The organism is Anoxybacillus sp. (assembly GCF_036834105.1).
Lineage (GTDB): Bacteria > Bacillota > Bacilli > Bacillales > Anoxybacillaceae > Anoxybacillus.
Genome location: NZ_DAITON010000064.1, coordinates 1 through 12895, shown reverse-complemented (window position 1 = coordinate 12895; position 12895 = coordinate 1). Strand labels below are relative to the sequence as shown.

16 protein-coding genes are annotated in these 12895 nt (G+C 46.2%); all 16 read left to right on the top strand.

The window, feature by feature from the left end; genetic code table 11:
- On the top strand, positions 1-1244 hold a 1244-nt coding region (locus V7Z64_RS07895; protein ID WP_297989593.1), incomplete at its 5' end, for a methyl-accepting chemotaxis protein.
- Positions 1245-1331: 87 nt separating this feature from the next.
- Positions 1332-1775 carry a ribose 5-phosphate isomerase B gene (gene rpiB / locus V7Z64_RS07890; RefSeq protein ID WP_003397018.1) on the top strand — a complete coding sequence of 148 codons (444 nt, stop codon included), beginning with the start codon at positions 1332-1334 and terminating at the stop codon, positions 1773-1775.
- A gap of 22 nt (positions 1776-1797) precedes the next feature.
- Entirely contained in the window at positions 1798-2367 is a 570-nt protein-coding gene (locus V7Z64_RS07885) for a TIGR01440 family protein (RefSeq protein ID WP_422101417.1), read from the top strand.
- Positions 2368-2439: 72 nt separating this feature from the next.
- Positions 2440-3675: a serine hydroxymethyltransferase gene (gene glyA / locus V7Z64_RS07880; protein ID WP_297989590.1), complete on the top strand. Its 1236-nt coding sequence runs from the start codon at positions 2440-2442 to the stop codon at positions 3673-3675.
- A 100-nt stretch (positions 3676-3775) separates the two neighbouring features.
- Entirely contained in the window at positions 3776-4405 is a 630-nt protein-coding gene (gene upp / locus V7Z64_RS07875) for a uracil phosphoribosyltransferase (protein WP_003397013.1), read from the top strand.
- Between the two features lie 10 nt (positions 4406-4415).
- A complete protein-coding gene (gene wecB, locus V7Z64_RS07870; RefSeq protein ID WP_219985434.1) occupies positions 4416-5567 on the top strand; it encodes a non-hydrolyzing UDP-N-acetylglucosamine 2-epimerase in 1152 nt (383 codons plus the stop codon).
- A 151-nt stretch (positions 5568-5718) separates the two neighbouring features.
- Positions 5719-5946: an AtpZ/AtpI family protein gene (locus V7Z64_RS07865; protein WP_297989587.1), complete on the top strand. Its 228-nt coding sequence runs from the start codon at positions 5719-5721 to the stop codon at positions 5944-5946.
- Entirely contained in the window at positions 5943-6320 is a 378-nt protein-coding gene (locus V7Z64_RS07860) for an ATP synthase subunit I (protein ID WP_297989585.1), read from the top strand. Before V7Z64_RS07865 ends, V7Z64_RS07860 begins: the two co-directional genes overlap by 4 nt.
- Before the next feature lie 6 nt (positions 6321-6326).
- Entirely contained in the window at positions 6327-7037 is a 711-nt protein-coding gene (atpB, locus tag V7Z64_RS07855) for a F0F1 ATP synthase subunit A (protein WP_003397004.1), read from the top strand.
- A gap of 51 nt (positions 7038-7088) precedes the next feature.
- Positions 7089-7301: a F0F1 ATP synthase subunit C gene (gene atpE / locus V7Z64_RS07850; RefSeq protein WP_003253662.1), complete on the top strand. Its 213-nt coding sequence runs from the start codon at positions 7089-7091 to the stop codon at positions 7299-7301.
- Positions 7302-7471: 170 nt separating this feature from the next.
- Positions 7472-7981, top strand: coding sequence for a F0F1 ATP synthase subunit B (atpF, locus tag V7Z64_RS07845; RefSeq protein ID WP_297989595.1), 510 nt, complete (start codon positions 7472-7474; stop codon positions 7979-7981).
- Positions 7978-8514 (top strand): F0F1 ATP synthase subunit delta, encoded by a 537-nt coding sequence (locus tag V7Z64_RS07840; RefSeq protein ID WP_297989559.1) that lies wholly within the window; start codon positions 7978-7980, stop codon positions 8512-8514. Before atpF ends, V7Z64_RS07840 begins: the two co-directional genes overlap by 4 nt.
- 24 nt (positions 8515-8538) lie before the next feature.
- Entirely contained in the window at positions 8539-10053 is a 1515-nt protein-coding gene (gene atpA / locus V7Z64_RS07835; protein WP_003396999.1) for a F0F1 ATP synthase subunit alpha, read from the top strand.
- Between the two features lie 72 nt (positions 10054-10125).
- The gene (locus V7Z64_RS07830; protein ID WP_003396998.1) at positions 10126-10986 is read left to right on the top strand and encodes a F0F1 ATP synthase subunit gamma; all 861 of its coding nucleotides are present in this window, start codon (positions 10126-10128) and stop codon (positions 10984-10986) included.
- Positions 10987-11014: 28 nt separating this feature from the next.
- Complete coding sequence (gene atpD, locus V7Z64_RS07825) at positions 11015-12436, top strand: F0F1 ATP synthase subunit beta (RefSeq protein WP_003396997.1); 1422 nt, start codon at positions 11015-11017, stop codon at positions 12434-12436.
- A gap of 23 nt (positions 12437-12459) precedes the next feature.
- Positions 12460-12864 carry a F0F1 ATP synthase subunit epsilon gene (locus V7Z64_RS07820; protein WP_003396996.1) on the top strand — a complete coding sequence of 135 codons (405 nt, stop codon included), beginning with the start codon at positions 12460-12462 and terminating at the stop codon, positions 12862-12864.
- The last annotated feature ends 31 nt before the right edge of the window (positions 12865-12895 follow it).

Genomic DNA, 12895 nt, shown 5'->3' with positions numbered 1-12895 from the left:
TTACAACAGTATTAGCCATCATTACGTATTCGACAAGCGCATTTTACATTTACGTACTTTATGATTACGTCAAACAATGGCTTCCATTTGGAAAAAATACGTTTACCATTGTGACGTTACTGCTCGGCATTTTTTGGTCTGGCGTGTTAGCCTACTTTGCGGCGCGCTTTATTACGAAACCGCTTTCTCAGCTCGAGCAAGCTGCGTTAAAAGCAGCGCAAGGTGAAATCGGACAAGATGTACCTGTGCCAAAGTCGGACGATGAAATTCGTTCACTTGCGCTTGCGTTTAATGACATGCTTCACAATTTGCGCGAAATGGTGCGCAACATCCAACAAAACTTCGCTCATACAAACGAAAAAGTAGTGGAAATGACAAACGTCTCGCGCGTTGCGGCAGAACAAGCGGAAAATATTGCGCGAACGATTGACGAAATTTCAAAAGGAGCGGACAATTCTGCCGTTGCGATGCAGACGACAGCGGAAGCAGTAGAAGATGTGTTGGCAATTGCAGGGAACGTTCAGCAAAAAGCGATGCAGTCTGAAAAGCTATCGACCGATATGGTCACAACGCTTGAAGAAAGTCGACGGGTAATCGGTTCGCTTATCGTTGGCATTCAGCAATTGGCAAAAAGCAATGAATCGTCGCTTGATGTTGTACGTCGCTTAGAAGATCATGCGAAAGAAGTCGGTCAAATCATTTCCCTCGTCGGAGATATTGCCGGACAGACAAATTTATTGGCGTTAAATGCTTCCATTGAAGCGGCGCGGGCAGGCGAACATGGAAAAGGATTTGCGGTCGTTGCGGAAGAAGTAAGAAAGCTGGCAGATGAAAGCGCTAAAGCAGTACAAGGTATTTCTGAACTCGTTCAAAACATTCAACATGAAGTAGCAAACGTCGTTCAACAAATTACAGAGCAAGTGAAGAAAGCGAATGACGAAGCGAGAAAAGGAAACGAAACGAATGAAGCGATCTCCCATATGAGCGCATCCATTCATGAAGTCGCAAAAGCTGTAAAACAAATTGCCCAACTTGTAGATGAACAAACGAAATATATTCAACAAACATCTGTTCAATCGCAAGAAGTGGCTGCGATCGCTGAACAAACATCGGCTGGTGCGGAAGAAGTGACGGCGGCTACGCAAGAACAAACGGCTGTCATTGAAAGCATGCGCGAGCTGGCGACGGAACTTGGAGAACAAGCAGAAAAATTAAAACAAACGATTGCTCGCTTTCGTTTATAAGCATAATAAATAGTGAAAAGACTGTCTCGAATCGTTAAAATGAAAAGAGACGGTTTTTTCTTTACACAAACAAGGAGGGGTTTAAACGTGAAAGTAGCAATCGCATCAGACCATGGGGGCATTCGCATTCGCGAGGAAATTAAAAAACTAATGGATGAAATGGGCATCGAATATACAGACTTCGGTTGTGAATGTGAAACGTCTGTTGATTATCCAGATTATGCGTTGCCAGTAGCGGAGAAAGTGGCGAACGGCGAATTTGACCGCGGCATATTAATTTGTGGAACAGGTATTGGTATGAGCATTGCGGCAAACAAAGTGAAAGGCATCCGTTGCGCGCTCGTTCACGACGTATTTAGCGCAAAGGCGACACGTGAACATAATGACAGCAATATATTAGCGATGGGTGAGCGCGTCATCGGACCGGGCTTAGCAAGAGAAATTGCGAAAGTGTGGCTTACTACACCGTTTGAGGGAGGACGCCACGAGCAACGTATTCAAAAAATTTCCACTTATGAACGTGCACAGTGAAGGTGGGACTGGCGTGATGGATATGGAACAATGGCGCAATCAGTGGCAAACGGCGTTAGCCGAATTTCGCGCCCAAGTCTCATTAACAGCAAACGATGTCGTCGTCATCGGATGCAGCACGAGTGAAGTCGTCGGAGAAAAAATTGGGACAGCGGGAACGATGGATGTCGCAGCCATGTTGTTTCAAGAATTAAAACGATGGCATGATGAAACAGGGGTCCAGCTTGCATTTCAATGTTGCGAACATTTAAATCGCGCGTTAGTTGTTGAGCGGCAAACAGCTATAGCAAAGCAGCTTGAAATCGTAACTGTCATTCCCGTTCGCAACGCAGGTGGAGCGATGGCGGCGTATGCGTATACACAACTTGCTGACCCTGTCGTCGTTGAACATATTCGCGCAGATGCGGGCGTTGATATTGGTGCGACGTTAATTGGCATGCATTTGAAACATGTCGCTGTTCCTGTGCGGACATCCGTCAAGCAAATCGGGCATGCGGTCGTTACGTTTGCCAAAACGAGACCGAAATTGATCGGGGGCGAGCGGGCTGTGTACTCACAAGAAAAGGCGAACAAATCATGTTCGATCGGTTAAATTTGTTCACTTTTTCATTTGAAAATGTGTTAAGATAAAAAAGAATATTCACAATTTAGGGGAGGATTGTCGATGAGTCGCTTGTCACAGCAAGATCCGAAAGTATTTCAAGCCATTCAAGATGAATTAAAACGACAACAAACAAAAATTGAACTGATTGCATCAGAAAACTTCGTTAGTGAAGCAGTGATGGAAGCGCAAGGATCCGTGTTAACGAACAAATATGCAGAAGGATATCCGGGACGCCGATATTACGGTGGTTGTGAACATGTCGACGTCGTGGAAGAGCTTGCGCGTGAACGTGCAAAACAATTGTTCGGAGCCGAGCATGCAAATGTTCAGCCGCATTCAGGGGCACAGGCGAACATGGCTGTCTATTTTACAGTTTTACAACACGGGGATACAGTGCTTGGCATGAATTTGTCGCACGGAGGGCATTTAACGCACGGAAGCCCGGTGAACTTTAGCGGTATGCAGTACAATTTCGTTGAATATGGCGTCGATCCAGAAACGCATCGCATTAACTATGATGACGTTCGCGAAAAAGCGTTAAAACATAAACCGAAATTGATCGTTGCTGGAGCAAGCGCATATCCTCGCACGATTGACTTTGCGAAGTTTCGTGAAATTGCGGATGAAGTGGGCGCATATCTCATGGTTGACATGGCGCATATCGCGGGGCTTGTGGCGGCAGGTTTGCACCCGAACCCTGTTCCTTACGCCCATTTTGTGACGACAACGACGCATAAAACGTTACGCGGTCCGCGCGGAGGAATGATTTTATGTCAAGAGCAGTTTGCGAAACAAATTGATAAAGCGATTTTCCCAGGCATTCAAGGGGGGCCGCTTATGCACGTCATCGCCGCGAAAGCAGTCGCGCTCGGCGAGGCGTTACAAGATGACTTTAAAACATACGCCCAAAACATCGTGAACAATGCTAACCGTCTAGCCGAAGCTTTAACGGCTGAAGGGTTTACGCTCGTCTCTGGCGGCACAGACAATCATTTGTTGTTAATCGACTTACGTTCCATCGGGTTAACAGGAAAAGTCGCTGAAAAAGTTCTCGATGATATCGGCATTACGGTCAATAAAAACACGATTCCGTACGATCCAGAAAGCCCGTTTGTTACTAGCGGCATTCGCATCGGTACAGCAGCGGTGACAAGCCGCGGATTTGGGCTTGAGGAAATGGATGAAATTGCGCGCATCATCTCGCTTGCGCTCAAACATAAAGACGATGAGCAAAAATTAGAAGAGGCGCGCCAACGTGTTTCCACATTAACTGAAAAATTTCCACTGTACGTATAAGGTGTCCATCGGGGCACCTTTTTCTTTAATCGTAAGTTGAATCCTCGGTTGTTTTTATGTAAAATTTACAAGAATGCATATGAAAAAAGGGGCGACTGACATGAGTAAAGTGTACGTATTTGATCATCCGTTAATTCAACATAAGCTTACATACATTCGCGACAAACATACAGGAACGAAAGAGTTCCGAGAGCTTGTCGAGGAAGTGGCGACGCTTATGGCGTTTGAAATTACACGCGATTTGCCGCTTCAAGAAGTTGAAATTGAGACGCCTGTCAGCAAAGCGAGAGCGAAAGTGATCGCAGGGAAAAAATTAGGTATCATCCCGATTTTGCGTGCAGGAATCGGAATGGTAGACGGCATTTTAAAGCTCATTCCGGCTGCTAAAGTAGGTCATATCGGATTGTATCGCGATCCAGAGACGTTAAAGCCTGTTGAATATTACGTGAAGCTTCCGACAGACGTTGAAGAGCGCGACTTTATTGTTGTCGACCCGATGCTTGCGACAGGGGGATCGGCTGTCGAAGCGATTCATGCGTTAAAAAAGCGCGGTGCGAAAAACATTAAGTTTATGTGCTTAATTGCTGCACCAGAAGGGGTAGAAGCGGTGCAACAAGCGCATCCAGACGTCGACATTTACATCGCTGCATTAGACGAAAAACTAAACGATCATGGCTACATTGTGCCGGGTCTTGGCGATGCTGGAGACCGTCTATTCGGGACGAAGTAAGGTGAGCATAATGGGAAAACGAAAAGTCATGACCATTTTTGGAACGAGACCGGAAGCCATTAAAATGGCTCCGCTCGTTTTACAATTGCAACAATACGAGGACATTGAGTCGATCGTTACCGTTACAGCGCAACATCGTCAAATGCTTGATCAAGTGCTTGATATTTTTGGCATTCAGCCGCATTACGATTTAAACATTATGAAAGAGCGTCAAACGCTTGTCGATATTACGACGAGGGCGCTTGCTGGTTTAGACGACGTCATGAAAAAAGTAAAGCCCGACATCGTGCTCGTCCACGGCGACACGACAACGACATTTGTCGCTAGCCTTGCAGCGTTTTACAACCAAATTGCTGTTGGGCACGTGGAAGCGGGATTAAGAACGTGGAATAAATACTCGCCGTTTCCAGAAGAAATGAATCGCCAATTAACGGGGGTGTTAGCTGATCTGCACTTTGCTCCGACAGCGAAAGCGGCAGAAAATTTACGAGCGGAAAACAAGCGGGACGACGCCATTTTTATTACCGGCAACACCGCGATTGACGCGTTAAAAACGACGGTGCGCGACACGTATACCCATCCGATTTTAGAAAAGGTAGCGGGAAGCCGTATGATTTTATTGACGGCGCATCGCCGCGAAAACCTCGGTGAACCGATGCGCAATATGTTCCGAGCGATTAAACGGCTCGTAGACGATTATCGCGACGTTCAAGTTGTTTATCCCGTCCATTTGAATCCGGTCGTTCGCGAACTGGCGAATGATATACTAGGAGACGATGAACGCATTCATTTAATCGAGCCGTTAGATGTCGTAGATTTCCATAACTTCGCAGCCCGTGCATATATGATTTTAACCGATTCAGGCGGCGTTCAAGAAGAGGCGCCTTCCCTCGGTGTGCCTGTCCTCGTGTTGCGCGATACGACAGAGCGTCCGGAAGGGATCGAGGCGGGAACGCTAAAATTAGCTGGAACGGACGAACAAACGATTTACAAGTTAGCTAGCGAGCTACTGACGGACGAAAAAGCATATGACCAAATGGCGAAAGCGTCAAATCCGTATGGTGACGGATGGGCATCAAAGCGGATTGTCGAAGCGATTCGTTATTATTTCGGGCAAAGCGATGTTCCACCGACGCCATTTCAACACGAAAAAGGGATGTGATGACGCATCCCTTTTTTCTACCAAAAATTTTCCCTACTTTTGTGACCGAACGCATTGACATCGCGTTTTCACTATTGTATGCTTACAAAGGGATAAGGATAACCTTTTTTAAAATACAGTAAATTCTGAAAATGAAAAGTGAGGCTTTCGTATGCGACAACGTGAGCGCCATCCGTTTCGAGCGATCGGTTTGATGACGGCCATCTCTTCTCAACTTGTCGGTTCCGTCTTAGTTGGGATTTTTGGAGGGCGTTTTGTTGACGAGCGTTTTGACACTGAACCGCTCTTTTTGATTGTCGGTTTGTTGCTCGGTTTAGCGGCTGGTGTTTATGCGATGATTCGCCTCATTCGCTCATTTTTTTCAGGAGAGGAAAAATGAACGAACTACAGCGACATTGGCGACGTCACAAATCATACATACTATATTTGTTGGCCGTTTATGTGCTTGGTTGGGCATTTACGCCGTATAAGCAAGCGTTTTCAAGTTTGCTTCTCGGAACGATCATTAGCTCATATAACAGCTGGACGATGGTGCGGAAAGTTGAGCGGTTTGGACAAGCGGTTGCGTCTGGTCAAAAAGCGCGTTCGCTTGGCATGATGTCGCGTATGGCAGCGGCGGCGTTTGCCGTATTTATTGCTTTTCGTTGGCCTGAACAGTTTTCCGTTGGATGGATCGTAGTGGGATTAATGACATCTTACATTGTCATTATAATAGATTTCTTTTTCCAAAATACAAAAGGGGAAGAGAGGTGAGTACAGATGCATCACGAAGCTCCTTTATACACGTTGTTTGGCTTAACGTTTAACTTAGCCAACGTATTAATGATTACGGTTACATCCGTCATTGTGTTTGTCATCGCTTTATTGGCAACGCGCAACTTGTCGATGAAGCCAACAGGTATGCAAAATTTTCTAGAGTGGGTCATGGATTTTGTCAAAGGGATTATTAAAAGCAACATGGATTGGAAGACAGGTGGACGTTTCCACATGCTCGGCATGACGCTCATCATGTATATTTTCGTAGCGAATATGCTTGGTCTTCCATTTTCAGTTGTCATTGACAATAAATTATGGTGGAAATCACCGACTGCTGACCCGGTCGTTACGCTAACGTTGGCGACGATGGTTGTGGCGTTATCCCATTATTATGGCATTAAATTAAACGGCTTTAAAGAATACGCCAAAGGGTTCGTCAGCCCGATGCCAATTTTATTCCCGTTAAAAATTATTGAAGAGTTTGCAAATACATTAACGCTCGGTCTCCGTTTATACGGAAATATTTTTGCGGGCGAAATTTTATTGGCGCTTTTAGCGGGAAGTTTAGCGACAGGGGTCGGCGGAACGATTGCGGCGATTATTCCAACGCTCGCATGGCAAGGATTCAGTATTTTCGTCGGCGCGATCCAAGCGTTTATTTTCACGATGTTAACAATGGTTTATATGGCGCACAAAGTGAGTCATGACCATTAATTTTCATACACATTCATTATCAACATACAAAATTGAAGGAGGACTTTTCAAATGGGTGTATTAGCAGCTGCAATTGCAATTGGTTTAGCGGCACTTGGTGCTGGTATTGGTAACGGTTTAATCGTATCTCGCACGGTGGAAGGAATCGCACGTCAACCAGAGGCGCGCGGTATGTTACAAACAACAATGTTCATCGGGGTAGCGTTAGTCGAAGCGATTCCGATCATCGCGGTCGTTATCGCGTTCATGGTTCAAGGTCGCTAAAGATGAGCGCTCGTTCGAAACGAGCTGTAACTGCATACGGAAACGAAACTCGTTCAACAATGGCGAAGATCATTCCATGAGAACCTTCGCCATTCCTTTATGTTCGTACGCACACGTTCCGATCGATATTCGGGCGATTTTTGAAGGGAGTGAAACGCGCGGTGGTAAACATGTTTGTATTAGGCGCTGGTGGACATGGGTTCAACGGCGGTGATATCGCATTCCAATTAATCATGTTCCTCTTGCTCATGTTCTTGCTTCGCAAATATGCATTCGGGCCTTTAATGGGCGTCATGAAACAACGTGAAGAGCATATTGCGAACGAAATCGAGCAAGCAGAAAAACATCATCAAGAAGCGAAAAAGCTTGCAGAAGAGCAACGTGAATTAATGAAAAAATCGCGCCAAGAAGCGCAAGCGCTTATCGAAGAAGCACGCAAGCTTGGCGAAGAGCAAAAAGAGCAAATCATTCAAGCGGCGCGCGCCGAAGCAGAGCGCTTAAAGGAAGCAGCGAAAAAAGAGATCGCGCAAGAAAAAGAACAAGCGATGGCAGCGTTACGCCAACAAGTTGCTTCTTTATCCGTACTTATTGCATCGAAAGTAATTGAAAAAGAATTGAGCGAACAAGATCAAGCGAAGCTGATTAGCGAGTACATTCAAGAGGTAGGAGAAGGCCGATGAACAAACAAGTCGTAGCGAAACGATATGCGTCGGCACTTTTTGAAATTGCGAAAGAACAACAGCTTCTTGATCAGCTCGAACAAGAACTTCGCGTCGTGAAACAAGTATTTGCACAAAATGAAGCGCTTCTTTCTGTGTTGAACCATCCGAAAGTTGCGCTAGCGAAAAAGAAAGCGCTCATCCGAGAAGCGTTTGCAAATATTTCGACCGTCTTGCAACATACGTTCATGTTGCTTTTAGATCGCCATCGCATCGACATTGTAGAAGATTTGGCAGATGCGTTTATTGCGCTAGCGAATGAGGCGCGCGATGTAGCTGAAGCGATCGTCTATTCGGCTCGTCCGTTAACGGAAGACGAAACGAAGGCGCTTGCAGAAGTATTTGCGAAAAAAGTCGGCGTCGACACGCTTCGCATCACAAACATCGTCGATAAAGACGTCATCGGTGGGGTAAAAGTGCGCATCGGCAACCGCATTTTCGACGGAAGCGTCAGCGGAAAATTAGCAAGATTACAGCGACAGTTAACTCGCTAACATTTATAGATAGGGGTGAAATGCATGAGCATCAAAGCGGAAGAAATTAGCGCGCTGATAAAAAAGCAAATTGAAAACTATCAGTCTGAAATCGAAGTGAGCGATGTCGGTACAGTCATTCAAGTCGGTGACGGAATCGCTCGTGCTCATGGCCTCGACAACGTCATGTCAGGAGAGCTTGTTGAGTTTGCCAACGGCGTCATGGGACTGGCGCTAAACTTAGAAGAAAACAACGTCGGTATCGTTATTTTAGGACCGTACACAGGCATTAAAGAAGGCGACGAAGTACGTCGTACAGGTCGCATTATGGAAGTGCCAGTTGGAGAGGCGTTAATCGGTCGCGTCGTAAACCCATTAGGACAACCAGTAGACGGACTTGGTCCAATTGAAACGACGGAAACTCGTCCGATTGAAAGTCCGGCGCCTGGCGTTATGGATCGTAAATCTGTTCATGAGCCATTACAAACGGGAATTAAGGCGATTGACGCGCTTGTGCCAATCGGTCGTGGTCAACGTGAGTTAATTATCGGAGACCGTCAAACAGGAAAAACGTCCGTTGCGGTAGATACAATCATTAACCAAAAAGGAAAGAACATGATTTGTATTTACGTTGCGATCGGACAAAAAGAATCAACCGTTCGTAACGTCGTTGAAACGTTGCGTAAATACGGTGCATTAGATTATACAATCGTCGTTACAGCTTCTGCATCACAGCCAGCTCCACTTTTATTCTTAGCGCCATATGCGGGCGTAACGATGGGCGAATACTTCATGTATAGAGGACAACACGTGCTCGTTGTATACGATGACTTGTCGAAACAAGCGGCAGCTTATCGTGAGCTTTCGTTATTATTACGCCGTCCACCAGGTCGTGAAGCGTATCCGGGTGACGTATTCTACTTGCACTCTCGCTTGCTTGAGCGCGCAGCAAAATTAAGCGATGCAAAAGGTGCAGGTTCATTAACAGCGTTGCCTTTCGTTGAAACGCAAGCGGGCGACATTTCGGCATACATTCCGACGAACGTCATTTCCATTACAGACGGACAAATTTTCTTGCAGTCTGATTTGTTCTTCTCTGGTGTGCGTCCAGCGATTAACGCCGGTCTTTCCGTATCGCGCGTCGGTGGGGCAGCACAAATTAAAGCGATGAAAAAAGTATCAGGTACGTTGCGTCTTGACTTAGCGGCATATCGTGAGTTAGAGGCGTTCGCGCAGTTCGGTTCCGACCTTGATAAAGCGACACAAGCAAAACTTGCCCGCGGTGCGCGCACAGTTGAAGTGTTAAAGCAAGGTTTACATGAGCCGCTGCCAGTTGAAAAGCAAGTAGCGATCATTTATGCATTAACGCGCGGTTTCTTAGACGATATTCCAGTCGAAGATATTCGCCGCTTTGAAAAAGAGTTCCATGCATGGTTAGATAAGGACGAGAACGGTCAAAAGTTAATGGAACATATTCGCACAACAGGCGATCTTCCAAACGAAGAAGACTTCAATAAAGCAATTGAAGCGTTCAAAAAGACGTTTGTTGTATCAGAGTAACAAAAGTGGAAAGCGGAACAGCATGGCTGTTCCGTCCCTTTCAACAATTGAGCGAAAAAGGTGGTGAAACCTTTGGGAGCATCGTTACGCGATATTAAAGCGCGCATTAATACGACAAAAAAGACGAGCCAAATTACGAAAGCGATGGAAATGGTCTCGGCCTCAAAGTTAAACCGTGCTGAACATAATGCGAGATCGTTCACGCCGTACATGGAAAAAATTCAAGAAGTCGTCGCGAGCGTTGCGCTTGGCAGCAATGACGCTTCTCATCCGATGCTTGTGAAGCGCCCAGTCAAAAAGACGGGATATTTAGTCATTACGTCTGACCGCGGTTTAGCAGGGGCTTACAACAGCAACGTGCTCCGTACGGTATACCAAACGATTCAAGAGCGTCACCGTTCAACAGAGGAATATGCGATCATCGCCATCGGCCGCGTCGGTTTAAATTTCTTTAAACGCCGCAACATCCCGGTAGCTTTACATATTACCGGTTTGCCAGACCAACCGACGTTTGCGGATATTAAAGAAATTGCGAACAAAACCGTCAATATGTTTGCGGATGGCACGTTTGATGAACTGTATATGTTTTATAATCATTTCGTGAGCGCCATCCAACAAGATGTAACGGAGAAAAAGCTATTGCCGTTAACGGACTTAGCTTCTGATAAAAAGTTGACAGCTTACGAATTCGAGCCGTCGCAAGAAGAAATTTTAGAAGTGTTGTTGCCGCAATACGCTGAAAGCTTAATTTACGGTGCTTTGCTAGATGCAAAAGCGAGCGAACATGCTGCGCGGATGACAGCGATGAAAAACGCAACAGACAACGCAAAAGAATTGATTCGGACGCTTACACTTTCTTACAACCGTGCCCGTCAAGCAGCGATTACGCAAGAAATTACAGAGATTGTGGCCGGAGCGAACGCATTGCAATAAGGTTGATTAGCAGTTAGGAGGGAAAACGATGGCAAAAGGACGCGTTATTCAAGTTATGGGTCCTGTTGTAGACGTCAAGTTCGAAGACGGACATTTACCTGCGATTTACAACGCCCTAAAAATTAAACATAAAGCGCGTAACGAAAAAGAAGTCGATATCGACTTAACGTTAGAAGTAGCCCTTCACCTTGGGGACGATACAGTACGCACAATTGCGATGTCAACGACAGACGGATTAGTGCGTGGCATGGAAGTCATTGATACAGGAGCACCAATTTCTGTTCCTGTCGGTGAAGTGACGCTCGGACGCGTATTTAACGTACTAGGGGAGCCGATTGACTTAGGGGAAGACATCCCAGCAGACGCTCGCCGCGATTCAATTCACCGTCCGGCACCAAAATTCGAACAGCTTTCAACACAAGTTGAAATTCTTGAAACGGGAATTAAAGTCGTTGACTTGCTTGCACCTTATATTAAAGGTGGAAAAATCGGTTTGTTCGGCGGTGCAGGGGTAGGAAAAACGGTTTTAATTCAAGAGTTAATTAACAACATCGCGCAAGAGCACGGTGGTATTTCCGTATTCGCGGGCGTCGGTGAGCGCACGCGCGAAGGAAACGACTTGTACCATGAAATGAAAGACTCTGGCGTTATTAACAAAACAGCGATGGTATTCGGTCAAATGAACGAGCCGCCTGGAGCACGTATGCGCGTCGCATTAACAGGATTGACGATGGCGGAATATTTCCGTGATGAGCAAGGACAAGACGTATTGTTCTTCATCGATAACATTTTCCGCTTCACGCAAGCAGGTTCAGAAGTTTCCGCCCTATTAGGACGCATGCCTTCGGCGGTAGGTTACCAACCAACGCTTGCGACAGAAATGGGTCAATTACAAGAACGTATTACATCAACAGCAGTCGGTTCGGTTACATCGATCCAAGCGATTTACGTACCAGCGGACGACTACACAGACCCAGCGCCAGCGACAACGTTCGCACACTTAGATGCAACGACAAACTTAGAGCGTAAACTATCAGAGATGGGTATTTACCCAGCGGTAGACCCGCTCGCATCGACATCTCGTGCGCTTTCGCCTGAAATCGTCGGTGAAGAGCACTATCAAGTTGCGCGCAAAGTACAACAAACGTTACAGCGCTACAAAGAATTGCAAGACATTATTGCGATTCTCGGTATGGATGAGCTTTCAGAAGAAGATAAACTTGTCGTTCATCGCGCTCGTCGCATTCAGTTCTTCTTATCACAAAACTTCCACGTTGCTGAACAGTTTACAGGACAACCAGGTTCATACGTTCCTGTAAAAGAGACAGTTCGTGGCTTTAAAGAAATTTTGGAAGGAAAATATGACCATCTTCCAGAAGATGCGTTCCGCTTAGTTGGCCGCATTGAAGAAGTAATTGAAAAAGCGAGAAAAATGGGCGTAGAAGTTTAATAAGGGACCGAGGAGGATTTTCCATGAAGACGATTAAAGTCAGTGTCGTAACTCCGGACGGCCCAGTATATGAAGCGGATGTGGAAATGGTGAGCGCTAAAGCGCAAAGCGGCGAACTCGGCGTGTTGCCAGGGCACATTCCGATGGTCGCACCGCTAGAGATTGGCGCGGTTCGTTTGAAAAAAGGAAACGCGACAGAGCTTGTCGCGGTGAGCGGCGGCTTTTTAGAAGTTCGCCCTGATCGCGTCACGATTTTGGCGCAAGCAGCGGAACGAGCAGAAGATATTGATGTGGCGCGCGCAAAAGCGGCGAAAGAGCGGGCTGAACGCCGTCTGCAAGCGAAACAAGAAGATATTGATCATAAGCGGGCTGAGCTAGCTTTACGTCGCGCGCTCAACCGTTTAAATGTCGCGAATCGCAACTTTTAACCCTAAGAGCATCGTCTCTTAGGGTTTTTTG

Coding starts and splice junctions, on each gene's coding strand:
- V7Z64_RS07885 (WP_422101417.1), top strand. CDS start 1,798: ATGGAACAATGGCGCAATCAGTGGCAAACGGCGTTAGCCGAATTTCGC.
- glyA (WP_297989590.1), top strand. CDS start 2,440: ATGAGTCGCTTGTCACAGCAAGATCCGAAAGTATTTCAAGCCATTCAA.
- upp (WP_003397013.1), top strand. CDS start 3,776: ATGAGTAAAGTGTACGTATTTGATCATCCGTTAATTCAACATAAGCTT.
- wecB (WP_219985434.1), top strand. CDS start 4,416: ATGGGAAAACGAAAAGTCATGACCATTTTTGGAACGAGACCGGAAGCC.
- V7Z64_RS07865 (WP_297989587.1), top strand. CDS start 5,719: ATGCGACAACGTGAGCGCCATCCGTTTCGAGCGATCGGTTTGATGACG.
- V7Z64_RS07860 (WP_297989585.1), top strand. CDS start 5,943: ATGAACGAACTACAGCGACATTGGCGACGTCACAAATCATACATACTA.
- atpB (WP_003397004.1), top strand. CDS start 6,327: ATGCATCACGAAGCTCCTTTATACACGTTGTTTGGCTTAACGTTTAAC.
- atpE (WP_003253662.1), top strand. CDS start 7,089: ATGGGTGTATTAGCAGCTGCAATTGCAATTGGTTTAGCGGCACTTGGT.
- atpF (WP_297989595.1), top strand. CDS start 7,472: ATGTTTGTATTAGGCGCTGGTGGACATGGGTTCAACGGCGGTGATATC.
- V7Z64_RS07840 (WP_297989559.1), top strand. CDS start 7,978: ATGAACAAACAAGTCGTAGCGAAACGATATGCGTCGGCACTTTTTGAA.
- atpA (WP_003396999.1), top strand. CDS start 8,539: ATGAGCATCAAAGCGGAAGAAATTAGCGCGCTGATAAAAAAGCAAATT.
- atpD (WP_003396997.1), top strand. CDS start 11,015: ATGGCAAAAGGACGCGTTATTCAAGTTATGGGTCCTGTTGTAGACGTC.
- V7Z64_RS07820 (WP_003396996.1), top strand. CDS start 12,460: ATGAAGACGATTAAAGTCAGTGTCGTAACTCCGGACGGCCCAGTATAT.